The organism is Pseudomonas sp. 8209, from assembly GCF_028682105.1.
Taxonomy (GTDB): Bacteria; Pseudomonadota; Gammaproteobacteria; order Pseudomonadales; family Pseudomonadaceae; genus Aquipseudomonas; species Aquipseudomonas palmensis.
This window is the reverse complement of the sequence record NZ_JANIAH010000005.1, coordinates 1-24,554: the sequence shown is the minus strand read 5'-3', so window position 1 is coordinate 24,554 and position 24,554 is coordinate 1. Positions and strand designations below refer to the sequence as shown.

The 24,554-nt window shown below is 64.2% G+C and carries 21 protein-coding genes and 1 pseudogene; 16 read left to right on the top strand and 6 right to left on the bottom strand.

Annotated elements, in window-relative coordinates; translation table 11 throughout:
* Window positions 1–30: 30 nt before the first annotated feature.
* The gene (locus NP552_RS11725; RefSeq protein ID WP_043862592.1) at window positions 31–354 is read left to right on the top strand and encodes a DUF2025 family protein; all 324 of its coding nucleotides are present in this window, start codon (window positions 31–33) and stop codon (window positions 352–354) included.
* Between the two features lie 71 nt (window positions 355–425).
* On the opposite strand, the gene NP552_RS11720 is transcribed toward NP552_RS11725, so the two are convergent.
* The gene (locus tag NP552_RS11720; protein WP_078480541.1) at window positions 426–1,502 is read right to left on the bottom strand and encodes a diguanylate cyclase; all 1,077 of its coding nucleotides are present in this window, start codon (window positions 1,500–1,502) and stop codon (window positions 426–428) included.
* A gap of 154 nt (window positions 1,503–1,656) precedes the next feature.
* Here NP552_RS11720 and NP552_RS11715 point away from each other — a divergent pair, with 154 nt between their 5' ends.
* Complete coding sequence (locus tag NP552_RS11715) at window positions 1,657–2,724, top strand: MBL fold metallo-hydrolase (protein WP_274096750.1); 1,068 nt, start codon at window positions 1,657–1,659, stop codon at window positions 2,722–2,724.
* Here NP552_RS11715 and NP552_RS11710 read toward each other — a convergent pair.
* The gene (locus tag NP552_RS11710; RefSeq protein WP_043862589.1) at window positions 2,721–3,623 is read right to left on the bottom strand and encodes a formate/nitrite transporter family protein; all 903 of its coding nucleotides are present in this window, start codon (window positions 3,621–3,623) and stop codon (window positions 2,721–2,723) included. The two genes, NP552_RS11715 and NP552_RS11710, sit on opposite strands and share 4 nt — an antisense overlap.
* A gap of 116 nt (window positions 3,624–3,739) precedes the next feature.
* On the opposite strand from NP552_RS11710, the gene NP552_RS11705 reads away from it, so the two are divergent.
* The 6 genes from NP552_RS11705 to NP552_RS11680 all read left to right on the top strand — a co-directional run bounded on the left by NP552_RS11705 (window position 3,740) and on the right by NP552_RS11680 (window position 10,293).
* Window positions 3,740–4,933, top strand: coding sequence for a hypothetical protein (locus tag NP552_RS11705; protein WP_274096749.1), 1,194 nt, complete (start codon window positions 3,740–3,742; stop codon window positions 4,931–4,933).
* Between the two features lie 81 nt (window positions 4,934–5,014).
* Window positions 5,015–6,964, top strand: coding sequence for a flavin monoamine oxidase family protein (locus NP552_RS11700; RefSeq protein ID WP_274096748.1), 1,950 nt, complete (start codon window positions 5,015–5,017; stop codon window positions 6,962–6,964).
* 127 nt (window positions 6,965–7,091) lie between these two features.
* A complete protein-coding gene (locus NP552_RS11695; RefSeq protein WP_054914714.1) occupies window positions 7,092–7,988 on the top strand; it encodes a nitrilase family protein in 897 nt (298 codons plus the stop codon).
* 9 nt (window positions 7,989–7,997) lie between these two features.
* Entirely contained in the window at window positions 7,998–9,194 is a 1,197-nt protein-coding gene (locus tag NP552_RS11690) for a hypothetical protein (protein WP_210015163.1), read from the top strand.
* Window positions 9,195–9,251: 57 nt separating this feature from the next.
* Complete coding sequence (locus NP552_RS11685) at window positions 9,252–9,815, top strand: UPF0149 family protein (RefSeq protein ID WP_054914713.1); 564 nt, start codon at window positions 9,252–9,254, stop codon at window positions 9,813–9,815.
* Between the two features lie 142 nt (window positions 9,816–9,957).
* Entirely contained in the window at window positions 9,958–10,293 is a 336-nt protein-coding gene (locus NP552_RS11680) for a low molecular weight protein tyrosine phosphatase family protein (protein WP_043862584.1), read from the top strand.
* A 185-nt stretch (window positions 10,294–10,478) separates the two neighbouring features.
* Here the strand turns inward: NP552_RS11680 and NP552_RS11675 are convergent, their stop codons facing one another.
* Entirely contained in the window at window positions 10,479–11,726 is a 1,248-nt protein-coding gene (locus tag NP552_RS11675) for a ribonucleotide-diphosphate reductase subunit beta (RefSeq protein ID WP_043862583.1), read from the bottom strand.
* 249 nt (window positions 11,727–11,975) lie between these two features.
* Window positions 11,976–14,864: a ribonucleoside-diphosphate reductase subunit alpha gene (locus NP552_RS11670; RefSeq protein ID WP_043862582.1), complete on the bottom strand. Its 2,889-nt coding sequence runs from the start codon at window positions 14,862–14,864 to the stop codon at window positions 11,976–11,978.
* A 728-nt stretch (window positions 14,865–15,592) separates the two neighbouring features.
* On the opposite strand from NP552_RS11670, the gene NP552_RS11665 reads away from it, so the two are divergent.
* The 4 genes and pseudogenes from NP552_RS11665 to NP552_RS11655 all read left to right on the top strand — a co-directional run bounded on the left by NP552_RS11665 (window position 15,593) and on the right by NP552_RS11655 (window position 18,448).
* Window positions 15,593–16,318 (top strand): response regulator transcription factor, encoded by a 726-nt coding sequence (locus NP552_RS11665; RefSeq protein WP_054914711.1) that lies wholly within the window; start codon window positions 15,593–15,595, stop codon window positions 16,316–16,318.
* Complete coding sequence (locus NP552_RS11660) at window positions 16,315–17,946, top strand: ATP-binding protein (RefSeq protein ID WP_274096747.1); 1,632 nt, start codon at window positions 16,315–16,317, stop codon at window positions 17,944–17,946. The genes NP552_RS11665 and NP552_RS11660 overlap by 4 nt, the downstream gene beginning before the upstream one ends.
* A pseudogene (locus NP552_RS26060) lies at window positions 17,939–18,056 on the top strand (siderophore-iron reductase FhuF); the annotation flags it as partial. The gene NP552_RS11660 and the pseudogene NP552_RS26060, both read left to right, overlap by 8 nt.
* A complete protein-coding gene (locus NP552_RS11655; protein WP_443201036.1) occupies window positions 18,029–18,448 on the top strand; it encodes a (2Fe-2S)-binding protein in 420 nt (139 codons plus the stop codon). The pseudogene NP552_RS26060 and the gene NP552_RS11655, both read left to right, overlap by 28 nt.
* Before the next feature lie 9 nt (window positions 18,449–18,457).
* Here NP552_RS11655 and NP552_RS11650 read toward each other — a convergent pair whose 3' ends face one another.
* Window positions 18,458–19,159: a 4'-phosphopantetheinyl transferase family protein gene (locus NP552_RS11650; protein WP_088514031.1), complete on the bottom strand. Its 702-nt coding sequence runs from the start codon at window positions 19,157–19,159 to the stop codon at window positions 18,458–18,460.
* Between the two features lie 101 nt (window positions 19,160–19,260).
* Window positions 19,261–20,052, bottom strand: coding sequence for a dienelactone hydrolase family protein (locus NP552_RS11645; protein WP_100633638.1), 792 nt, complete (start codon window positions 20,050–20,052; stop codon window positions 19,261–19,263).
* A gap of 132 nt (window positions 20,053–20,184) precedes the next feature.
* Here NP552_RS11645 and NP552_RS11640 point away from each other — a divergent pair, with 132 nt between their 5' ends.
* The 4 genes from NP552_RS11640 to NP552_RS11625 all read left to right on the top strand — a co-directional run bounded on the left by NP552_RS11640 (window position 20,185) and on the right by NP552_RS11625 (window position 24,546).
* On the top strand, window positions 20,185–20,787 hold the full coding sequence (locus NP552_RS11640) for a membrane protein (RefSeq protein ID WP_043862576.1): 603 nt from the start codon (window positions 20,185–20,187) through the stop codon (window positions 20,785–20,787).
* Between the two features lie 111 nt (window positions 20,788–20,898).
* Entirely contained in the window at window positions 20,899–21,576 is a 678-nt protein-coding gene (locus tag NP552_RS11635; protein WP_043862575.1) for a response regulator, read from the top strand.
* The gene (locus tag NP552_RS11630; RefSeq protein WP_043862574.1) at window positions 21,573–22,919 is read left to right on the top strand and encodes an ATP-binding protein; all 1,347 of its coding nucleotides are present in this window, start codon (window positions 21,573–21,575) and stop codon (window positions 22,917–22,919) included. The genes NP552_RS11635 and NP552_RS11630 overlap by 4 nt, the downstream gene beginning before the upstream one ends.
* A gap of 298 nt (window positions 22,920–23,217) precedes the next feature.
* A complete protein-coding gene (locus NP552_RS11625) occupies window positions 23,218–24,546 on the top strand; it encodes a dicarboxylate/amino acid:cation symporter (protein ID WP_054914705.1) in 1,329 nt (442 codons plus the stop codon).
* Window positions 24,547–24,554: the final 8 nt, after the last annotated feature.

Sequence of the window (24,554 nt, the reverse complement as noted above, 5' to 3'; positions counted from 1 at the left end):
ATCTTCGACGATGCTTCAGTGAGGTTTGACATGCACATCACTTCCCAGGATATCTGCGCCGCGGCCGACCAGCTCAAGGGCTTCGTAGGCTTCAACCACAAGCTGGGCCGGCATATCGTGCGCTTCAGCGAAGACTCGTTCGGCATGGACGTGGCCGACGACAGCATCATCCCCAGCCATGAATTCGTGTGGCAGGCGAGCGGCGGCGAGGTGATGACCTTGCGCCGCGAACTGATCGAGGTGCTGCTGGCGCAGAATGTCGACGAGCGGTTGAACATCACCGAGCCGTTGCGGGTGTACCTGCGTCGCAACGACCTGCCGGAGATCGCGGCCCAGCGCCGCTTGCGGGCGTGACACAGGGCCGCAAGCCCTCGCTGCAGGAGCCGGCCATGCCGGCGAAGGCGCCGGAACGTGGTGCCTGCATTTCAGTCCGGGTAGGCCAGGCGTAGCGGCACCACCTCGCCGCGGGCCACATTGACCTTGTTGCGGCCACTCTGCTTGGCCGCATACAGCGCCTTGTCCGCCTCGTTCAGCCACACCATGGAGTCTGCGAAGCCTGGCTGGAAGCTGGCCAGGCCGATGCTCAGGCTGATGCGCAATTGCGGGAGCTGCTCGTTGCGGTACTCGTTGACCCGCTGGCGCAGGCGCTCCATGACCTGGCTGGCATGCTCCAGGCTGCACCCGGGCAGGATCACGCCGAATTCATCCCCGCCGTAGCGCCCCGGCACGTCGTCCTCGCGCAGGTTGCGCTTGAGCTCGACGCTCAGCTGGCGCAGCACGCAGTCACCCACCACATGGCCATACACATCGTTGATGGTCTTGAAGTGGTCGATGTCGATGATCGCGATCACGGCCTGGGCCGGGGCCTGCTGGCACAGCTGAAAGCGCAGTTGCAGCAGGTCTTTCCATGAGCCGTGGTTGAACAGGCCGGTGAGGCTGTCGGTGCGGCTCAGCGCACTGAGGCTGCGCTTGTGCTCGGCCAGCTTGATCGCCAGGCGGTAGCACACCCAGCCCAGCGCCAGCGGATAGAGGGTCAGCATCGGCAGGCAGGCGTACACCTGCACGGTGCTGACCTCCAGTTGCAGGCTCGGCCCGAACAGCGCCACCGCCGCCACCATGCCCAGCCCCATGGCCAGCAGCCCTTGCACGAACAGGCGCTGACCACCGGCGGCGACGTTGTTCATGCCCATCATGGCCAGGATGGTGACGCTGATCAGCGGGTTGAACTGCACGGTGCCGGCCCAGAAGCCGCCCATCAGCGAGTCGACCATCAGGTTGCGCTGTTCGGCGCGATAGGGGGCTTGCGAGCGCAGGCCGAGCTGGTAGGCCAGGTGCGGCCAGCCCAGGCCGTTGAACACCAGCAGCGCTACGACCCAGTACGGCAGCTGCAGGGGCAGCACGCCTGAGAGCACGCTGAACAGGCCGATACCCGAGCCGATGATACGCGGCAGGTAAATTCTTCTGACAAATGATAGTCCCTTGCCGTTGCTGATTTGAGTCATGATTTGCCGATCTGCCTGACGCCGTTCATCGCATAATTTGCGTGAATATTGTTGAACAAAGCCGGGCTGTTCAAGAATGGCCTTGCAGGCCATTTCACAGTTGGTACGGGCAATGGGCATGCACCTGAAACGGTTAGTCGGAGTATTTGCATTCATGGCTTCCCTTGCAGCACAAGCCACCGAAACCCCCGCGCAGCCGTCGCTGCAGCAGGATGGGCGGTACCGCAACCAGGCGCAGTTGCCCCGCGACGGGGTGCTGAAAAAACTGCGCATCGGTTTCAAGTTCCTGTTTCTGAGCAAGCCGGCCGACACCCGGCCAACCCTGCCGATACCGGTGCACCCCCTGAGCCAGGCCCAGGTGCTGGCCGCGCCGGACCGCAGCCTGTGGCGCCTGGGCCATTCCACGGTGCTGCTCAAGCTGCGCGATCGTTTCTTCATCACCGACCCGGTGTTCGCCGAGCGCGCCTCGCCGGTGCAGTGGGCCGGCCCGCAGCGCTTTCACCAGCCGCCGCTGGCGCTGGAGCAACTGCCGCCGATCACGGCGGTGATACTGTCCCACGACCATTACGACCATCTGGATGAACGGGCGGTGCTGGCCCTGGCCGAGCGCACCGAGGTGTTCCTTGCCCCGCTTGGGGTGGGCGACACCCTGGTCGGTTGGGGCGTGCCTGCGGCCAAGGTGCGCCAGCTCGACTGGTGGCAGGCCACGGAGGTTGCGGGCATCCAGTTCGTCGCCACCCCGGCGCAGCACTTCTCCGGGCGCGGGCTGTTCGACAGCAACCGCACCCTGTGGGCGTCATGGGTGGTGCTCGATGAGGACCTGCGCCTGTTCTTCAGCGGCGATACCGGCTATTTCGAGGGCTTCAGGCAGATCGGCGAACGCTACGGGCCATTCGACGTGACCCTGATGGAAACCGGCGCCTACAACGTCAACTGGCCCAATGTGCACATGCAGCCCGAGCAGAGCCTGCAGGCGCACCTGGACCTGCGCGGGCGCTGGTTGCTGCCGATCCACAACGGCACCTTCGACCTGTCCACCCACGCCTGGCATGAACCCTTCGACCGCATCATGGCCCTGGCGGCCAACGCACGGGTACCGCTGAGCACCCCGCAGATGGGGGAGCGGGTCAGCCTGGTGCAACCGCAGCGGGGTACCGCGTGGTGGCTTCCACTGGAGCAACAGCAGGCTCAGGCGGGCGTGTTGGCCACCGGGCAGCGTTAAGGTGCGTCGCTAGGGTCGCGCCGGCCGGGCAAGGGGCGCTCGCGGCCCTTGCTCAGGGTTTCATCGGGCAGGCCGGCGTCGCTGCGAATCTGCGCATGGCTGATCAGCGCGAAGATGAAGCTGCCGCCCACGATGTTGCCCGCCAGGGTCGGCGCGGCAAAGTGCAGCCAGAACTGCTGCCAGCTCACTTCCCCGGCCCACACCAGGTACGACACCTCGACCGAGCCGACCACGATATGGGTGAAGTCACCCAGCGCCATGAGATAGGTGATCAGCAGGATGATCCAGATCTTGGCGTTCTCCATCGACGGGATCATCCACACCATGGTCGCGATCATCCAGCCCGAGATGATGCCCTTGGCAAACATCTGGCCCACCTCGTTTTCCATGACCTTGCGCCCCACTTCAAGAAAGGCGAGATCGGTCTTGGTGTCGAAGATCGGCAGGTGCAGCATCACGTATGACACCAGCACGGTGCCCACCAGGTTGCCGAACAGCACCACGCCCCACAGGCGCAACAGGCGCCCCACATTGTTGAACGTGGGTTTGGTCATCACCGGCAGCACGGCGGTCAGGGTATTTTCGGTAAACAGTTGCTGGCGCGCGAGAATCACCGCCAGAAAGCCCGCCGAGTAGCCCAGGCTGGCGATCACCTGGCTGCTGTCGCCCTCGGGCAGGCGGGAATAGAACAGCCCCATCGCCATCAGCGACAGGCCCATGCTCAAGCCGGCCGCCAGTGCCGACCACCACAGCGCCGCGATGGTGCGCTGCAGTTCCTTGTCGCCCTGGGCGCGGATGATCTCGTGGAGCACAGCGGCACGTGGCGGCTGGTTGTGGCTGACCTCCTGCTCTTCGTCCGCTGACAGGCCCGGGGTCTTGCCGCTTTTCTGCTCGTTCATGGGGGAGGTTTCCGTGGGGGGCTCTGAGTAAAGATCCGCCGCCGTTCAATTAGTTGCCTTGTGCCGCAGGCTTTGTCGGCATAATTCACCCCTCTTGAATAGCGGACGTTTTTCCCATGAAACATGGATGTTGCGTCGCACTGCTGGCCGCGCAGGCCTTGACCGCAGCCATGCCCGCCCAGGCGGGCTTGGACAGCGACGTGTTCACCGGTACCCTGGGTACCCAGTCGATCGTGCTGGAGCTCGACCGCGCCGTGCCCGAGGATGTCAGCGGGCGTTACTTCTACGTGAAGCATCACCACGACCTGCAGCTCACCGGCAGCATCCAGGGCACGCGGATTCAACTGGTGGAGGGGCATGAGCCGGCCCCGGAGGCAGGCATCGACTCGCTGCCAACACTCGCGCTGTGGCCGGCTGCCCAGGGCGGCCTGCAAGGTGAGTGGCAAAGCCCCCAGGGCAAACGCCTGCCGATCACGCTGCTGCCGGCACGACTGCCGCAGGTACCGTCGGGTGCCGATCCGTTCCTGGCCCGCCAGTACACCGACTCACCCTATGAATACCTGAGGCTGATGCAACTGCCGTTGAAGCCGGGCGAGCTTGAACACTTTCAAGGCTACCCGCTGCGCTGGCTGAGCGAGCCGTCCTCGGGGATAAGCCTGTTCGTGATCGAGGACGGTTACCCTGCGCAGCAGCTCACACGCCTCAACCAGTTGCTGCGCGCGCGCCTGTCCAGTGATGTGGTGGCCTACCACCAGTGCATGCTGCTGGGGCGCCCTGGCGGGTACTACCGGCAGACGGTGACGCCGCGGTTCATGAGCAATGCGCTGCTCAGTGTCAGCATCGTGCAGGACTACAGCTGCGACGGCACGCCGATGCTGCCCACCGATGCGCCGCTCAACCTGGCGGTGGAGTCGGGCAAGGAGCTGACCCTGGACGATGTGCTGTGGGTGGGCGAGGGCAAGCCGTTTCACTACGAGTACCAGCCTGGCCCCAACCCCGAGCAGTTCGCCACCGTGAGTTTCGGTGCCTATGTGGACTACCGTTCGCGCACCTTTGCGCCGTGGTTGCTGGCGCAGCTCAAGCAGCTTTATCCGCAGCACATGTTGGGCGAGGTGGGCGAGGACGGCTGCGATTATGCACAGGCGCAGGTGTGGCAGATGCCCACATGGCGCTTTACCCCCGAAGGCATCCAGTTCGACCCGGTGTTCGACAGCGTGCAGCGCCATTGCCGTGGGGTGGGCTGGGCGGTGCTGCCGTATCGGATCGTGAGGCAGCATGCAGGTGGAGTGGCGCTCGAACTGCCGGAGTGAGGGCGTTCAACTATGTAGCACCGCTGCAGCCGGCAGCGACTTCAAGCTCTCTGCTCCGCCACTTCAAGCAGAGAGCAGCCCATGACTATCGGTTCCACCTACAACCATCCCGCTGATGTTGCGACCCCCTTGGCGGGTAATGCCGAAGGCTGGTCGGCGCGGTTCCCCAACCCGCCCGATCTGTGTTTCGACTACCGCAGGTTGCTCGAGCAGGTCGGTGGTATCGCCCAAGCCCGTCGCGCCGAGCACCGCATTTGCATCATCGGTGCCGGCGTTACCGGTTTGACTGCCGCCCGCGAGCTGCTGCGTTGCGGCTTCCAGCACATCACCCTGATCGAAAAGTCGCAACGGATCGGCGGTCGGCACATGACCATCGTCGACCCTGGCCCAGGCGACAGGGAGCCTTCGACGCCGTTCGAAATGGGCGCCATGCGCATGCCGTTGTTCAATCGCAGTGGCGAAGCGCCGAAAGAGGGGCGCTCGTTGATGGCGTACTACGCTAGTCAGTTCGATCTGCGCTTGTCCGACTTTCCCAACCCGGGTACGCCTGCCGTACGCTCGACAGGCATCTACCTGCGTGAAGGTCTGCTGGACGGCGAGGGCGAGCCGACGCTGTTGATCTGGGACAACGCTGGCGGCCGGACACCGCCACCTACGGCCACCTTGCAACAGGTACATGAAAAGTGGCGGGTGTTTGCCGACCGGATGACCGAAACCGTGGCGCAAGCCTATGGCGGCGAGCAGTGGGAAGACCTGTGGGCCGCCATTGTTGAACGCTATCAGGCAATGTCGTTTCGGGACCTGGTCAGGTTGCCGGCAATTGATGTGTGGAACCCCGAAACGCCCGGCGACTTCGGCGGCCTGGGCATGAGCGCGGCAGAGTCCGCGGTGTTCTATGCCATCGGTATCGGCGACGGCAGTTGGGGAGCTTTCTATGATGTCTGCAGCCTGTATCCGCTGCGAACGGCGATCTTCGGCTTCAGCAGCCACCTGCAACTGGTGCATGGCCGCGTGGACGAGCAGGGTGACCCGCTGGACGCGCCGCTGGTTGCCAATCAGCCTGTATACGACAGCAGAGGTCTGCCGTTCGCGTCACCTACCTACCTGGGGCTGGCCGCTCTGGATGAATGCCTGTTGTTCATGCCGGTGGCGCCAACCGGTGCATCTCCCTACCAGCACCACAGTGCCCTGCCCAACGGGCTGCTCACCGACAGCCCGGTTACTGGCCTGCGCAAGCTGGCGAACCAGCAGATTCGCGTGCAGTACCAGTGGCATGCCAGCGACCTGCAGTCGAGCACGTTGCAGAGCGAAGACTTCGACGCAGTGATCGTCACCTTGCCTTCCTGGCTGATCGAGACATCGGTGCGTCTTGAAGGCTTCACTGCGGCAATGCTGCCTCAGCAGATCATCGATGCGTACAAGACGGCGCACTGGGAAACCAGCTGCAAGGTGTATGCGCCATTGCAGAAAAGTTTTTTGCAACGTAATCAGGCCATCCCGCAAATTCTCGTTACTGACAGCTTTATCCACGATGTTTATGCCTATCGCTACAACGACCGCTATGCCAGCGACTGCATCCTGCTCAGCTACACCTGGGAGGACGACGCGACCAAACTGGCCGCGTTCAGCGATGAGCAACTGGTGGAAAAGTGCGTGCAGGAGCTGGACCGGATCCTGTTGCGGTGCAGCAATGTGCAGGCACCGCTATCGCCGTATGTCGATACCCGCAATGCGCGGGTGCAGCGTTGGGTCACCGACCGCAATGCCCTGGGCTGCGCCAGGCTCTACCGGGCCGGCACCTACTACGATGCGCTGAGCCTGATGCGATACAGCCGTGAGCATGCCCGTCACAGCGGGTTGTACCTGGCAGGCGAGTCGTTCTCGGTGGATGCAGGCTGGACCGAGCCCTGCCTGCGTACCGCGATCGACGCCGTGATCAACCTGTGCAACGACACCGGGGCACTGTTCAACGGCGGTTTCAGCATGGCGGTCTATCCGCACTATCGCATTCAGCCCCAGGCGTCCCGGTAGGCCTTTCCTACAGGCGCAGAGCGGCCTTGCAGCATTGTCGGAAGGGGCCGACTTGTCCCTCTTGAGGGTTGTTTTGTCCACTGGAAAGCCTCCAAACGACAACTCGAACAACAAAAAGGACACTTCCATGCCTGCACCCTCTGTCCCGGTCAGCCCCGTGCGTATTGCCGTGATCCAGTTCGACCCTCAGGTCGGGCTGGACCAGTGCGACAACAACTTGTGCAAAGGTCTGCAGCTCGCCGAAGAGGCGGTGCATGACGGCGCCAACCTGATCGTGCTGCCCGAGCTTGCCAACACCGGCTACACCTTCGAGACCCGAGCAGAAGCCTATGCGCATGCCGAAACCCTCGATGAAGGTCCCAGTATCAAGACCTGGCGTGCCTTCGCCCGGGAGCATCAGGTGTACCTGGTGGCAGGATTTGCCGAGCGCGATGGCCTCAAGCTGTATGACAGCGCGGTGCTGTTCGGCCCCGACGGCCTGCTGGGGCATTACCGCAAGGCACACCTGTGGAACCAGGAAAAGCTCTGGTTCAGCCCCGGTGATCTGGGCTTTCCGGTGTTTGAAACCCCGATCGGGCGGATCGGCCTGATGATCTGCTGGGACGTATGGTTTCCCGAGGTGCCACGCCTGCTTGCGTTGCAGGGTGCAGACATCATCTGCAGCCTGAACAACTGGGTGTGGACACCGCCCCCGCTGTTCGATGCCAGCGGCAGGTGCATGGCCTCGTACCTCACCATCACTGCGGCCCACGTCAACAATGTCTACATTGCCGCCGCCAACCGCATCGGCAGCGAGCGTGGCGGGCGTTTTCTGGGGTGTTCGCTGATCGCGGGCACCAATGGCTGGCCGTTGGGCAAGGTGGGGGGCGCCGAGGACGAGTGCATCCTGTATGCCGATGTCGACCTCAGCACTGCACGCAGCGCGCCGGTCTGGAACAGCCTGAATGACCTGCCACGGGACCGTCGCACCGATTGCTATGGCGCGATGCTGGGTTATGACCAGCATCCAGCGCTGCCGCGCTGAGGAGTCGCCATGGACAAGTCAATCGACAAGGTGGAGGCAGGCTTTCTGCCTTTGCTGCTGATGTGCGTGTGTGTGTCGCTGGGCACCGGGGTGTTCATCGAGGTCATCAGCGGGCGTGCGGCATCCTGGGTCGGGGTATGGCCCGATTACGCGCACATGGTCGCCAACCTGCACGAGCCGCTGGCGCGGTTGCGCTGGATCGTCGGCGATATCAGCGAGGTAGCGTTTTACAAGCATGAGCTGCCGGCGATCGGGTTGCTGCTGGGCGCCGCGCTGGCCCATTGGGCACACCGCACGGGCCGGGCATGGCAGGGCTTTGCGATCTGCTATGGCACCGGGTTGTGGCCCTGGCTGGTGACCAGTTCGCTGCTGGGGCTGGTGTTCAGCCATGTGCTGTGGGGCTGGACGCTCAGCGCCAGCACCTGGCAACCCACCTTCGTCGCGTTCGTCTCGCTGCCGGCGGCGATGGTGCTGCTGTTCGGCGGCGGCTGGAAGGTCGCGATCAATGGCGCGTTGCTGGGTGCACTGCTGGTGACGCCAGCGAGCCTGCTGCTGGTCAACTACCTGTGCTACCCACTGGGCTTGCCGGTGGTGATCGGCAATGTTGGCGGCATGGCCGTGGCGAGCGTGCTGGCGTTCATGCTGTGCCGGCGGTTTGCAGGCCTGGTGCGCTCGACGCCGCCTGTCGATGCGCCGCCACCGGCACCGGTCGTCGAGAGAGCGACACCGCACCACGGCGTTGGCTGGACGCTGCGACGGGTGCTGGCCGACTTCAGCGAGGCGCCGTTCTTCGGCAATGAGCTGGCCAGCCTGGGCTTGTTGCTCGGCGTGCTGGCGGCCTACCTGCTGTCGCCGGCCGGGCCGGCCTACGGCTCCCAGCTGGTGCTGGAGATGGTGGGCGGGCAGGCGCTGGCGTCGCTGATCGGCGTGCTGTTGTGGCGCAGGCAATGGATACAGCGGGGGTGGTACCCGACCTACATCCCGATCGTGTCCGTGGTGCCGGCGGCGGTGCTGACATTGGGTGGCACGTGGGAGGTGGTGGTGCTCAGTGCCGGCCTGGGCGCGGTGATGGCACCGCCATTGGCGGTCGCAATCAGCCAGCGCCTGCCCAGCCATCTGCATGGGTACATTGGCAACGTGCTGTCGATGGCTGCCTGCACGCTGATGATCCTGCCACTTGTGGGGTGGCTGACGGGCGCCGGGTAAGCGCTGAAGGGCGGGGTGATGTAGTGTTACGGCAGGATCCCGCCTTGAGGCTATGCCATGACAGCTTTTGTACAGCCTTTGAACGATAAGGAAATGACCCGTCTTGATGGTTTTCTGCTCAAGTACGGTAACGATGAAGCCATCCTCACGCTCTCGGAGCTGGATGGCTTTCTGGTGGCGCTGGCCAGTTCGCCCGTGTTGTTGACGCCCAACGAATGGCTGCCCGAAGTGACCGGCGGCAGAGCGCCGCGGTTCAAGAAGCCGGCCGAGGCCGAGGCGTTTTCGGCATTGTTGATGCGCTACATGAACAACGTGGCGGGCGAGCTCAGTGAGGCGTGTGATGCCTTCGAGCCGTTGTTTCTCGAAGACGAGTCCGAGCCTGATCCGCAGCTGGTGGTCGAGGAGTGGTGCTTCGGCTATTTGCGGGGTGTGCAGGTAGCGCGCTGGCCGGCGCTGCCGCCGGTGCAGGTACGGCACCTGGAGGCGATTGCGCTGCATGGGCTGGACGAGAACATCGAAAAAGTCGAGGCGTTGCAGCCGCAGGAGCATGCGGCTTCGGTCGAGGCCGTCGTGATCGGTTTGCGGGCGTTGTATCGGTTTTTCGATTCGCAACGCGGGTAGCCATCGCGCGACCCTCTGATTTGCCGACGCCATCGCGGGTCAAGCCCGCTCCCACAAAGTGTTCGCGCCCTCCTGTGGGAGCGGGCTTGCCCCGCGATGGGCTGTCTGCCAACCCTAATCTTGTTGTAATTCCAGGTAATCAATGACACTGCATGTACTGTTCGTGTGTACTCAGAACCGCTTGCGCAGCCCCACGGCTGAACAGGTGTTTGCCGACTGGCCGGGGGTGGAGACGGCCTCTGCCGGTGTGGGCAATGATGCGGACGTGCCGGTGGGCAACGAGTTGCTGGCGTGGGCAGACCTGGTGATCGTGATGGAACAGGCGCACCGCAAGAAACTGTCGGCGCGATTCCGCTCGGTGCTGGGCGACAAGCGCATCGTTTGCCTGGGCATCCCGGACGACTATGGGTTCATGGCGCCGGAGTTGGTTGAACTGTTGAAGGCCAGGGTGCCGCAGTTTTTGCCGGATCAACTGTAGTAGTGCGCAAGGTCTGCTGGCCTCTTCGCCAGCAAGGCTGGCTCCTACCGGGTTCCAGCGTGACCCTGGCTGACTGACGCCAGCAGGCGCAGCGACCAACAGCATGCGAAAACCTCTGAAAAAAGCCAGGCACAAAAAAGGCCGCCTTGCGGCAGCCTCTTTTTGCAGCATCCACGCGCGGGAAATCAATCCCAGCTCAACGCGCCGCCAGTCTGATACTCGATAACCCGCGTCTCGAAGAAGTTCTTCTCTTTCTTCAAGTCCATGATTTCGCTCATCCATGGGAACGGGTTGGTGGTACCTGGGTACTCTTCCTTCAGGCCGATCTGCGACAGGCGACGGTTGGCGATGAACTTGAGGTAGTCCTCCATCATCGCCGCGTTCATGCCCAGCACGCCGCGTGGCATGGTGTCGCGTGCGTATTCGATTTCCAGCTGAGTACCCTGCAGGATCATCTGCGAGGCCTCTTCCTTCATCTCGGCATCCCACAGGTGCGGGTTTTCGATCTTGATCTGGTTGATCACGTCGATACCGAAGTTCAGGTGCATCGACTCGTCACGCAGGATGTACTGGAACTGCTCGGCAACGCCGGTCATCTTGTTGCGACGACCCATCGACAGGATCTGGGTGAAGCCGCAGTAGAAGAAGATGCCTTCGAGTACGCAGTAGTAGGCGATCAGGTTGCGCAGCAGCTCCTTGTCGGTCTCGACGGTGCCGGTGTCGAACTCCGGGTCCGAGATGGCACGGGTGTAGCGCAGGCCCCAGGCGGCCTTTTTCGCGACCGAAGGGATCTCGTGGTACATGTTGAAGATCTCGCCTTCATCCATGCCCAGCGATTCGATGCAGTACTGGTACGCGTGGGTGTGGATCGCCTCTTCGAACGCCTGGCGCAGGATGTACTGGCGGCACTCGGGGTTGGTGATCAAGCGGTACACGGCCAGTGCCAGGTTGTTGGCAACCAGCGAGTCGGCGGTGGAGAAGAAGCCCAGGTTGCGCATGACGATGCGACGCTCGTCGTCGGTCAGGCCTTCGGGGGTCTTCCACAGGGCGATGTCCGCGGTCATGTTGACCTCTTGCGGCATCCAGTGGTTGGCACAGCCATCCAGGTACTTCTGCCAGGCCCAGTCGTACTTGAACGGTACCAGCTGGTTGAGGTCGGCGCGGCAGTTGATCATGCGCTTCTCGTCGACCGCTACACGGGCAGCTGAGCCTTCCAGCTCGGCCAGGCCTTCGGCGATGTCGAGATCGTCCAGGGCCGCCTTGGCGCGCTTGACCGCGTCGGAGTCGGCGGCGGTCACTGCACGGGCTTCCTGCGCGGCCACACCGCCAGCGCTGTCGAGCTTGTCGATGCCCGCTTCAGCCACCTGAGAGGCGGTTTGACCTTTGGCGGCGACTTCGCCGTCTTCGTTTTCGAATTCGTCCCAGCTCAGCATGATGGGTCTCCTGCTTGAGGGCCATGAAAGAGTATGGCCGGTTGGATCTAGGGTTGCGCTGCTCGCGGTTAAGGTGTGCACGCAAAATCTTGGAATGCTTCCGGGGGCGCAGCCCCTCGGGGAGGGCGGGGTGACCCGCACCTGGGTGTTCGGCGATAGAGGCCGGTGGTTGTGCCGACCTCTTCGCTGGCAAGGCCAGCGCCTACAGGGTAGGCGCAAGGCGCCGCTTGCAAGCGGCGCCTTCAGGCCTTACTGGCAGGCTTCGCAGTCTGGCTCGTCGATCGCGCAGGCTTTTGGTACTGGGGCAGGGCCGGCTGGCGCTGCTGCCTGGACCGGGGCGCTGTCGCCACCGCTGGACACGGCGTTGAGCTTGCCGGTGCTGATGGTCGACTTCTCGGTGCTGGTGGCGGCCAGGGCACGGAGGTAGTAGGTGGTTTTCAGGCCACGGTACCAGGCCATGCGGTAGGTCACGTCCAGCTTCTTGCCCGAGGCGCCGGCAATGTACAGGTTCAGCGACTGGGCCTGGTCGATCCACTTCTGGCGACGGCTGGCTGCATCGACGATCCATTTGGTCTCGACTTCGAACGCGGTGGCGTACAGGTCCTTGAGCTCCTGCGGAATACGCTCGATCTGCTGCACCGAACCATCGTAGTACTTCAGGTCGTTGATCATGACCGAGTCCCACAGGCCGCGGGCCTTCAGGTCGTGGACCAGGTACGGATTGATCACGGTGAACTCGCCCGACAGGTTCGATTTCACGTACAGGTTCTGGTAGGTCGGCTCGATCGACTGCGAAACGCCGGTGATGTTGGCGATGGTCGCGGTCGGTGCGATGGCCATGATGTTCGAGTTGCGAATGCCTTTCTGCACACGGGCACGTACCGGTGCCCAGTCCAGGCTCTCGTTCAGGTCGACATCGATGTACTGCTGGCCACGTTGCTCGATCAGGATCTGTTGCGAGTCCAGTGGCAGGATGCCCTTGGACCACAGCGAGCCCTGGAACGTCTCGTAGGCGCCACGCTCATCGGCCAGGTCGCAGGAGGCCTGGATCGCGTAGTAGCTGACCGCTTCCATCGACTTGTCGGCGAACTCGACCGCAGCGTCCGAACCGTACGGGATGTGCTGCAGGTACAGCGCGTCCTGGAAGCCCATGATGCCCAGGCCCACAGGGCGGTGCTTGAGGTTCGAGTTGCGCGCCTGCGGCACGGAGTAGTAGTTGATGTCGATCACGTTGTCGAGCATGCGCACGGCAGTGTTCACGGTGCGTTGCAGCTTGGCGGTGTCCAGCTTGCCGTCGACGATGTGGTTCGGCAGGTTGATCGAGCCCAGGTTGCAGACCGCGATCTCGTCCTTGTTGGTGTTCAGGGTGATCTCGGTGCACAGGTTCGAGCTGTGGACCACGCCCACGTGCTGCTGCGGCGAACGCAGGTTGCACGGGTCCTTGAAGGTCAGCCACGGGTGGCCGGTCTCGAACAGCATCGACAGCATCTTGCGCCACAGGTCTTTGGCCTGGACGGTCTTGAACACCTTGATCTTGTTGTACTCGGTCAGGGCTTCGTAGTACTCGTAGCGCTCTTCGAAGGCCTTGCCGGTCAGGTCGTGCAGATCTGGTACTTCGCTTGGCGAGAACAGGGTCCACTTGCCGTCATCGAAGACACGCTTCATGAACAGGTCGGGGATCCAGTTGGCGGTGTTCATGTCGTGGGTACGACGACGGTCATCACCGGTGTTCTTGCGCAGCTCGATGAATTCTTCGATATCCAGGTGCCAGGTTTCCAGGTAGGCACAGACCGCGCCCTTGCGCTTGCCGCCCTGGTTGACCGCAACAGCGGTGTCGTTGACCACCTTGAGGAAGGGCACGACGCCCTGGGACTTGCCGTTGGTGCCCTTGATGTAGGAGCCCAGTGCACGCACAGGGGTCCAGTCGTTGCCCAGGCCACCGGCGAATTTCGACAGCATGGCGTTGTCGTGGATCGCGTGGTAGATGCCCGACAGGTCGTCCGGCACGGTGGTCAGGTAGCAGCTCGACAGCTGCGGACGCAGGGTGCCGGCGTTGAACAGGGTCGGGGTCGAGGCCATGTAGTCGAACGACGACAACAGGTTGTAGAACTCGATCGCACGGGCTTCCTTGTCTTTCTCTTCCAGCGCCAGGCCCATGGCCACGCGCATGAAGAACACCTGTGGCAGCTCGAAGCGCACGCCATCCTTGTGGATGAAGTAGCGGTCGTAGAGGGTCTGCAGGCCCAGGTAGGTGAACTGCTGGTCGCGCTCGTGGTTGATCGCCTTGCCCAGACGCTCCAGGTCGAAGTCGGCCAGGGCAGGGTTGAGCAGTTCGAACTGCACGCCCTTGGCCACGTAGGCAGGCAGCGCCTTGGCGTACAGCTCGGCCATTTCGTGGTGGGTGGCGCTGTCGGCCACTTCGAGGAAGCTCAGGCCTTCGGCACGCAGGGTGTCCATCAGCAGGCGGGCGGTGACGAACGAGTAGTTCGGCTCGCGCTCTACCAGGGTACGGGCGGTCATCACCAGGGCGGTGTTGACGTCCTTGATGGCCACGCCGTCGTACAGGTTCTTCAGGGTTTCGCGCTGGATCAGCTCGCCATCGACTTCGGCCAGGCCTTCGCAGGCCTCGGTGATGATGGTGTTCAGGCGGTTCATGTCCAGCGGCGCGAAGCTGCCGTCGGCCAGGCTGATGCGGATGCTCGGGTGCGGCTGTACCGAGGCGTCGGCCGGAGTGCGGGTGGCACGCTCCTTGGCACGCTGGTCACGGTAGATCACGTAGTCACGGGCGACTTTCTGCTCGCCGGCACGCATCAGGGCCAGTTCGACCTGGTCCTGGATCTCTTCGATATGGATGGTGCCGCCCGAAGGCATGCGACGCTTGAAGGTGGCGGTGACCTGCTCGGTCAGGCGGGCGACGGTGTCGTGGATGCGCGACGAGGCGGCAGCGGTGCCGCCTTCAACTGCGAGGAACGCTTTGGTGATGGCCACGGTGATCTTGTCGTCGGTGTAGGCGACGACAGTGCCGTTACGCTTGATCACGCGCAGTTGGCCGGGGGCGGTGGCAGCCAGATCCTGGTTCGAATCAGCGGCCTGCGGCGCCAGCGCCTGCGGGTTCTCGCGAGTTGTGTCGGTTTGCATGGGTGTCTCCACGTTCTCTATGTTTGTTCAGATGCCTTTTGGGCACCTACCGTTCCGTCCGAAAGCTCGCCAACTTGCCCACCGGCGCATGCGCGCCTGGCCGGGCAGGGTCTACCGACTTCGGGACAGATCAGGAAAAAAAGGGGCAATCGCTTGCCGCTCCCTGGCCGAAGTCAAAGGTTCTGGGCCACGGCCCAAAAACTGTTGCTGACGGGGTTGCACTTGCAACACCCGTACCCGAAACAAGGCCCGTCGCGGGCTTGCACCGGTCGCCTTCCGCAGGAGCGGTTTGGCTGCGAATTTCAATCAAAGTTCAAGCAAAAAAAGCGCCTCTGAAGGCTTGAGTTCTCTGCTCCACTTGTGCTTGGATTTTTGTTCAAAACCCAACATGTAGTGTTTTGTCGCGCTGGGGATACAAGATAATGCGGTATCGGGGGTATTGCAAGGCAGTGGCCTGTGGATAACGTGTGGGTAGATTGTGCGTGATTATGGGCAAAGCCTTGTAGGCCGCGTCCCACCGCCATTCCACCGCTCGTCACTCTTTTTTTGCCCGGGCAAAGCGTCGCAGGGGCATTTTTGAGGGCGCGAACCCTATCACAAAAAACACACTTGTCCAGCGACTTTGGCGCGGCTTTTTCCGGCGCCCGGCAGTGGTAGTATCGCGGGCCAATGTTGCCCTTTATTGAAGGGCTTCACTCCAACAATAAAAAGCCCAGCCGAGGTGATCCGTGCAGCAGCCCAACAGTCAGGTGTTGATCGTCGAGGATGACGAGCGTCTAGCCGAGCTGACCCGTGACTACCTGCAAGCCAATGGCTTCGACGTGGCGGTGGAGGGCGATGGGGCGAAGGCGGCGGCGCGCATCGTGGCCGAGCAGCCAGACCTGGTGATCCTCGACCTGATGCTGCCCGGCGAGGACGGCCTGAGCATCTGCCGCAAGGTGCGCACGCAGTACAACGGGGTCATCCTGATGCTCACCGCGCGCAGCGAGGACCTGGACCAGGTGCAGGGCCTGGACCTGGGCGCCGACGATTACGTGTGCAAGCCGGTGCGCCCGCGCCTGTTGCTGGCGCGGATCAACGCCTTGCTGCGTCGCACCGAGGTGCCGGCCACCACGGGCGAGCGCCAGAGCCTGCAGTTCGGCCCGCTGCGGGTGGACAACACCCTGCGCGAAGCCTGGCTCGGCGACAACGGCATCGAGCTGACCGCTGCCGAGTTCGACCTGCTGTGGCTGCTGGTGAGCAACGCGGGGCGCATCCTGTCCCGCGAAGAGATCTTTACCTCCCTGCGCGGGGTGGGCTATGACGGCCAGGACCGCTCCATCGATGTGCGCATTTCGCGCATCCGCCCCAAGATAGGCGACGACCCCGACCACCCGCGCATGATCAAGACGGTGCGCAGCAAAGGCTACCTGTTCGTGGGCGAGGCTGCCCAGGCGCTGGGCCTGGTTGAATGAACTCGATCTTCCTGCGCATCTACGGCGGCATGCTGGCCGCCCTGGTGCTGGTGGCGTTGCTGGGCGCGCTCAGCCTGCACCTGCTCAACGAGGTGCGTGCCGAGCAGTACCGCGAGCACCTGGCCCACGGCACCTTTACCCTGATGGCCGACAACCTGGCCCCCATGAGCGATGTGGAGCGTACCCGGGCGCTGGCGATATGGGGGCGCCTACTGGGCATTCCGCTGGCCCTCACCTCGATCGATCAGGCCGCCCTCGACGGCAGCCAGCGCACCCGCCTGCAACGCGGGCATGTGCTGGTGCAGCGCACCGGCCCCCATGCGGCGCGAGTGCTGCGCCAGGTGCGCGGGCAGAACCTGTTGCTGACCGGCGAGGTGCAGCAGATCAGCGAGCAACTGGCCCGCGCCACCATCTACCTGCTGGCCGACGAACTGGTGCGCTACCCGGTGGGCGAGCAGCCGCAGCGCCTGGCCGAACTCAAGCAGAGCAAGGGGTTCGGCTTCGACCTGCGCCTGCTCAGCCTCGACCAGACCGACATGGACGGCGACCAGCGCCGTCGCGTCGACGAAGGCGACACCGTGATGGCGCTGGGCAAGGACGGCAACTCGATCCGCGTGTTCGCCGGCATGGTTGCCACGCCCTGGGTGCTGGAGATCGGGCCGCTGTATCAGATGAACCCGTATCCACCGCAGATGCTGCTGGTGATCGCGGCGCTGGGGCTGTGCCTGATCGGCCTGATCGTGTACCTGCTGGTGCGCCAGCTGGAGCGGCGTCTGTCGGGCCTGGAGGCGGCAGCCACGCAGATTGCCCAGGGTAGCCTGGACGTGCGGGTGGCAGCGGACGACGCCGACTCGGTGGGGCGCCTGGCCGCGGCGTTCAACCATATGGCCGGGCACCTGCAGCAATCGCTGAACATGCAGCGCGAACTGGTGCGGGCGGTGTCCCATGAGCTGCGCACCCCGGTGGCGCGCCTGCGCTTTGGCCTGGAGATGGTCGAGAACGCCAGCAGCGAGCACGCCCGCGAGAAATACCTGCTGGGCATGGACAACGACATTCAGGACCTCGACCGACTGGTCGACGAGATGCTCACCTACGCACGCCTTGAGCAAGGGGCGCCGGCCCTGAACTTCCAGCGTATCGACCTGGATGCCTTGCTCGACCAGGTGATTGCCGAACTGGCGCCGCTGCGCCGCGAGGTGCGGGTGCTGCGCGGGCCGTGCCAGGGTGGCGAGCAGGGGGCGTGGGTCGAGGCCGAGCCGCGCTACCTGCACCGCGCCCTGCAGAACCTGGTGAGCAATGCGATGCGCCACGCCGAGTCGCAGGTCAGCCTGAGCTATCAACTGGGCGCCCAGCGCTGTCGCATCGACGTCGAGGACGATGGGCCGGGGGTGCCGCAAAGCGCCTGGTCGCGCATCTTCACGCCCTTTACCCGCCTGGACGACAGCCGTACCCGCGCCTCCGGCGGGCACGGGCTGGGCTTGTCGATCGTGCGGCGGATCATCTACTGGCATGCCGGGCGCGCCCTGATCGGCAAGAGCGAGCGCCTGGGTGGTGCCTGCTTCAGCCTGAGCTGGCCACGCGCGCATGACGCGGAGCAGGCGCAGGAGGACGGCCTTGAGGCTCGCTGAGCTGTTGCGCCCCGACGCCTTCGATGCCCTGCTGCTGGGGCTGTACGGCCCCGAGCTGATGCCGGCGCAACGGCCGGTGCTGGTGTCGCAATGGTCCAAGTACTATTTCGCCGTGCTGTGGCGTGCGGCCCTGGTCGGGCGCGCCCCGTTGCAGGTTCAGGCGCTGGCGGTGACGCTGGATGGGCGCGGCCTGCCAACCGACCTGTCGACGTCCGCGGCGGTGGGCGGTGTGGTGGCGGTACTGGAACGGCACCTGCCAGCCATCGTCGAGCAACTGGCCGTGCTGGGCAGCGTGCCGGCGGCGGTGTTGTGGGGCAATGCCGGTGACTGCCTGGAGCAGATTGCAAGTGAGCGGCCCGAGGTCCAGCGGTTGCTGGAGACGCCCGGCAACCCGCTGTACGGCGCGGTGCGCTACACCCCTGACGGGCGGCGGGTCAGGCGCACCTGTTGCCTGAGCTACAAGGTCGAGTGGGTAGGGCGCTGCGCGCAGTGCCCGCTGTAAGCCTGCGGCTCACACGCTGACCAGGCTCAGCAACTGATCGCCCTGCAGGCTGAACTGCCCCTGGATTTCACGGCCGTGGCACCACAGCGGCGACAGGTCGGTGAGCAGGCGCAGGCGGGCGTGGCCATCGGCGGACCATTCCAGCAGTTCGGCGTGCTCGAAATAGAAGCGCTTGTGCACGATGGGGTACAGCGCCTTGAACAGGCTTTCCTTGAGGGAGAAGGTCAGCGTGGTGGTCAGGCTCAGCTGGCTGCGGTCCATGCGCTGCAGCTCATCGGCAGTGAGGATTTCGCCCATCAGGCGTTCGGCGCGTTCGGTCTCCAGCAGGTTTTCCTGGTCCAGGCCCAGGCCCTGGCAGTCGCTGCTGCGGGCCACCACGGCGGCCGCCCAACCCTTGCCGTGGGTGATCGAGCCGCTGATGCCGGCGGGCCATAGGGGGGCGCGGTCGTCGCCGGTGGCGGGCAGGTAGTCGCGCCCGTCCAGGCGCTGCAGGGCGGCGCGGGCGCACACGCGGCCGGCCAGGTACTCGGCCTGGCGCTTGGCCACCGAGCGTTGCAGGCTGGGGGTGGGTTCGATGGCGGCGCGCCGGAAATCATCGGCCGCGAGGTTGGCCGGGTCGAAGGCGCAGCTGACCAGCACCGCACCGGGGACCGGGTGGGGCAGGGGCCAGTGGTGCTGGAGCGGGGCGCAGCAGTGCGGGAGTCGATTCATGGGCGCTATTGTGCCGTGGCCCACGAGCCTTCGCCAGCAACGCTGGCGCCTACAGGTTCACGCGGCCTGCCGCAGGAGCCAGCGTTGCCGCCAGGCGGGCTTCAGTCAAACACCTTCTTCAAGAACACCTGCAGGTCTGCCCACGAGCTTTCATCGGCGGCCTTGTCATAGCCGATATCCGGCCCGCCGTGCTCGCCGTGGCTCAGGCGGTCGGCATCCGGGTTGGTGAAACCATGCTTGGCCCCCGGGATGCTCACGAACTTCAGGTCGGCGCCGGCTGCCTCCATCTCCTTCCTGAACGCAGCCACCTGCTCGGGCGTGACCATGCTGTCGCTGGCGCCATGCTCCACCAGCAACGGCGCCTTCACACTGCCGCTGGTTGCCGGCGTGGCCGTCACCAGCGCTCCGTGAAAGCTCGCCACCCCCGCCAGCGGCTCACTGCGCCGCGCAGCGTCCAGCACCACCTTGCCGCCGAAGCAGTAGCCGATGGCGGCGATCTTGTCGGGGTTGGTCTGCGGCTGGATCTTCAGCAACTCGACCCCGGCATCGAAGCGTGTTGCCGCCGTCTTCGGGTTTTTCAGGGCCGCCGCCATGAACGCCTGCGCATCGGCCGGGTGCTCGGTGTTCTTGCCGTCGCCATACATGTCGATGGCCAGCGCGCTGTAGCCCAGCCCGGCCAGGTCGCGGGCGCGGCGCTTGGCATAGTCGTTCAGCCCCCACCATTCGTGCACCACCACCACCCCGGGACGTTCGCCCTTCACGGCGTCGTCATAGGCGTAGTAGCCCACCAGGCGCTTGCCGTCGGCGTCCTGGTAGTCGATCTGGCGGGTTTGCACCGCAGCCTGGGCCAGGCCAGTGGCGCCGATCAGGGCAAGTGCGAGCAGGTAACGCATGGTCAGTCTCCTTTTTTCCGTTGATGCCCGCTCGTTCAGCCGGGGTTCAGCCAGCATTCAGCGGCGGTTCAGGGCGCCCTGCTTACTCTAGCTCCCACACAAACACCGCGCATCACTCTGGAGTACACACTCATGAAAAGCCTCAATACCGTACTGATCGCCATCACCATGCTGGGTGCCAGCTCCCTGGTACAGGCTGCCGACACCACCTTCGCCGGCCTCACCTACGGCCAGACCAGCGACAAGATCAAGAAGTCCGGCCTGCTCAGCAGCAACACCGACCACCTCAACACCGACGGCATCATCAGCAAGGACGGCACCTGGGGTGCGCGCATTGGTCAGCAGAACGACCAGGGCCGCTACTACCTCACCTATGACAACGTCTCCAACAACCACAGCGGCCTGAAAATGCGCCAGGAAAACCTGCTGGGCAGCTACGACGTGTTCTATCCGCTGGGTAGCAGCACCAAGGCATTCGGCGGTGCGAGCCTGGGCGTGACCAAGCTCAGCCAGGAATCCTCCGGCTACAGCCGCGACACCGACACCGGCTACGCCTACGGCCTGCAGGCTGGCGTACTGCAACAGGTCAGCAGCAATGCTTCGGTCGAACTGGGCTACCGCTACCTGCGCAGCAACGCCACCACCGAACTGTCCGAGCACGACGGCGACAAGCTCGGTGCCCTGCGCCTGAAAAGCAGCGCGCAAACCTACCTGTCGGCCAACTACCTGTTCTGAACCCCCGCGCAATACCCGAACCGGCCTTCACTCTGGCCGGTTCGCTGTTATTCTGCCGTTATGTAGCGAGATGCCCGGCCAAGCAGGCCGGGCCTGGTTATGGAGGAGCGTATGAAACTGCTGGTGGTCGAGGATGAAGCCCTGTTGCGGCATCACCTGTTCAGCCGTCTGAGCGAAAGCGGGCATGTGGTCGAAGCGGTGGCCAATGCCGAGGAGGCGCTGTACCAGGCCGAACAGTTCAATCACGACCTGGCCATCGTCGACCTGGGCCTGCCGGGCATGAGCGGGCTGGACCTGATCCGCCAACTGCGCAGCCAGGGCAAGACATTTCCTATCCTGATTCTCACCGCCCGTGGCAACTGGCAGGACAAGGTCGAAGGCCTGGCCGCCGGTGCCGACGACTACGTGGTCAAGCCGTTCCAGTTCGAAGAGCTGGAGGCGCGCCTGAATGCGCTGCTGCGCCGCTCCAGCGGCTTCACCCAGTCGACCATCATCGCAGGCCCCCTGCGCCTGGACCTCAACCGCAAGCAGGCGCTGCTCGATGACCAGCCCCTAGCATTGACTGCCTACGAATACCGCATCCTCGAATACCTGATGCGCCATCACCAGCAGGTGGTGGCCAAGGACCGTCTGATGGAGCAGCTGTACCCCGACGACGGCGAGCGTGACCCCAACGTGATAGAAGTGCTGATCGGCCGCCTGCGCCGCAAGCTCGAGGGCGACAACGGCTTCAAGCCCATCGACACGGTACGTGGCCTGGGCTACCTGTTCACCGAGCGCTGCCTGTGATTCGTTCGCTGCGCCTGCGTCTGATGCTGGCCGCAGCGGTGCTGGCGCTGCTGTTCATGCTGGCCCTGTTGCCGGCCCTGCAGAAGGCCTTCAGCCTGGCCCTGCAGGAGTCCATCGAGCAGCGCCTGGCCTCGGACGTGACCACGCTGATCTCGGCGGCGCGCATAGACGGCGGCAAGCTGCAGATGCCCGATCTGCTGCCGGACGAGAAATTCAACCTGCCCGACAGCCGCCTGCTCGGCTACATCTACGACCGCCAGGGCAACCTGGTGTGGCGTTCGCGTGCCACCAACGACGAGAACATCAACTACACACCCCGCTACGACGGGCGCGGCAACGAGTTCGCGCGCATCCGCCAGGACCACGGCGAGGAGTTCTTCGTCTATGACGTGGAGGTCAAGCTGCTGGGTGGCAAGAGCGCGGCCTTCAGCATCGTTGCCCTGCAACCGGTGCGCGAGTACCAGCAAACCCTCAACGGCCTGCAAGAGAAGCTCTACCTGGGCTTTGGCGCGGCGCTGCTGGCCCTGATGCTGCTGCTCTGGGCCGGGCTGACCTGGGGCCTGCGCTCGCTGCGGCGCATGAGCGTGGAGCTGGACGACGTGGAGTCCGGCGCCCGCGAGGGCCTCAGTGCCGAACACCCGCGCGAGCTGTTGCGTCTGACCGGCTCGCTCAACCGCCTGCTGCGCAGCGAGCGCGAGCAGCGCGGGCGCTACCGCGACTCGCTGGATGACCTGGCGCACAGCCTCAAGACCCCGCTGGCGGTGCTGCAAGGGGTCAGCGAAAGCATGGCCCAGCGCGAAGGCGAGCGCGAGCAGGCGCGGGTGCTGCAGAGCCAGATCGAGCGCATGAGCCAGCAGATCGACTACCAGTTGCAGCGCGCCAGCCTGCGCAAGAGCGGCCTGGTGCGCCACCAGGTGGCCTTGCACCCGCTGCTCGACAGCCTGTGCAGCACCCTGGCCAAGGTCTACCGCGACAAGCAGGTGCACATCACCTATGCAGTGCCCGACCAGGCACTGGTACCCATGGAGCAGGGCGCATTGCTCGAACTGCTCGGCAACCTGCTGGAAAACGCCTACCGTCTGTGCCTGGGGCAGATCCGCATCAGCCTGCGGGTCAGCGACACGGCGCTGGAGCTGTGTGTCGAGGACGACGGCCCGGGCGTACCGGTGCACCAGCGCGAACGTATCCTGCAGCGGGGCGAGCGCCTCGATCGCCAGTACCCGGGGCAGGGCATCGGCCTGGCGGTGGTCAAGGACATCATCGAGAGCTACGACGCCACCCTCACTCTCGACGATTCGCCCCTGGGCGGCGCTGCCTTCCGTATCCGCTTTCCGCTCGACTGAGCGCCTGCCACATTCCGCCCAGTGGGCGGATTACCGCCATCATCGGGTCTATTCTTTGAGTGCCGGGCGGAAATCCGCCAACTGGCGCGTCCTGCCTTGCTGCCTTGCGGTGCACGAAATGCCCTGAAACAGGGTGTTTGCACCGCCTTGGCACATCCTGGCATCAGCCTTGCTATTGACTCCGCAGAGCATTGCCACGCAGCTCGACACAACAAATCCCTCCAATGCAGGAGGGTTCGCGCTTTAGGTGCCGATCGCCTCCTGGGAAGGATGGGCCGGCACATTGAGGAAAATAGCCATGACGACGCGTCAGCCGCTGTACAAATCGCTGTATATCCAGGTGATCATCGCCATCACCATCGGTATCTTGCTGGGTCACTTCTATCCCGACACCGGTGTGGCGCTCAAGCCGCTGGGTGACGGTTTCGTCAAACTGATCAAGATGGTCATCGCCCCCATCATCTTCTGCACCGTGGTCAGCGGCATCGCCGGCATGCAGAGCATGAAATCGGTCGGCAAGACCGGCGGCTACGCGCTGCTCTACTTCGAAATCGTCTCGACCATCGCGCTGATCATCGGCCTGGTCGTGGTCAACGTGGTCAAGCCGGGTGCCGGCATGCACATCGACGTGACCACCCTCAACGCCAGCAGCGTGGCTGCCTATGCCGCCGCCGGTGCGCAGCAGACCACCGTCGGCTTCCTGCTCAACATCATCCCCAACACCGTGGTCGGTGCCTTCGCCAACGGCGACATCCTGCAGGTGCTGATGTTCTCGGTGATCTTCGGTTTCGCCCTGCACCGCCTGGGTGCCTACGGCAAGCCGCTGCTGGACCTGATCGACCGCTTCGCCCACGTCATGTTCAACATCATCAACATGATCATGAAGCTGGCCCCGATCGGTGCCTTCGGTGCCATGGCCTTCACCATCGGCCAGTACGGCGTGGGTTCGCTGGTGCAGCTGGGCTACCTGATGGCCTGCTTCTACATCACCTGCCTGCTGTTCATCCTGGTGATTCTGGGCGGTATCGCCCGTGCCCACGGCTTCAGCGTACTCAAGCTGATCCGCTACATCCGTGAAGAGCTGATGATCGTGCTCGGCACCTCGTCGTCCGAGTCGGCCCTGCCGCGCATGCTGGCCAAGATGGAGCGTCTGGGCGCGAAGAAATCGGTGGTTGGCCTGGTGATCCCGACCGGCTACTCGTTCAACCTGGACGGCACCTCGATCTACCTGACCATGGCTGCGGTGTTCATCGCCCAGGCCACCGACACCACCATGGACATCACCCACCAGATCACCCTGCTGCTGGTGCTGCTGGTGGCCTCCAAGGGTGCTGCAGGCGTTACCGGCAGCGGCTTCATCGTGCTGGCCGCGACCCTGTCGGCGGTCGGCCACCTGCCGGTTGCCGGCCTGGCGCTGATCCTGGGTATCGACCGCTTCATGTCCGAAGCCCGCGCCCTGACCAACCTGATCGGCAACGCGGTGGCAACCGTGGTGGTGGCCAAGTGGGTCAACGAACTGGACGAAGACAAGCTGCAAGCTGAGCTGGCTTCGGGTGGTTCGCCGCTGGTCGACACCCGTCCTACCGACGACCTGGGTGTCGCCGAAGGTGCGGTACGCCAGGGCTGAGGTTAGCC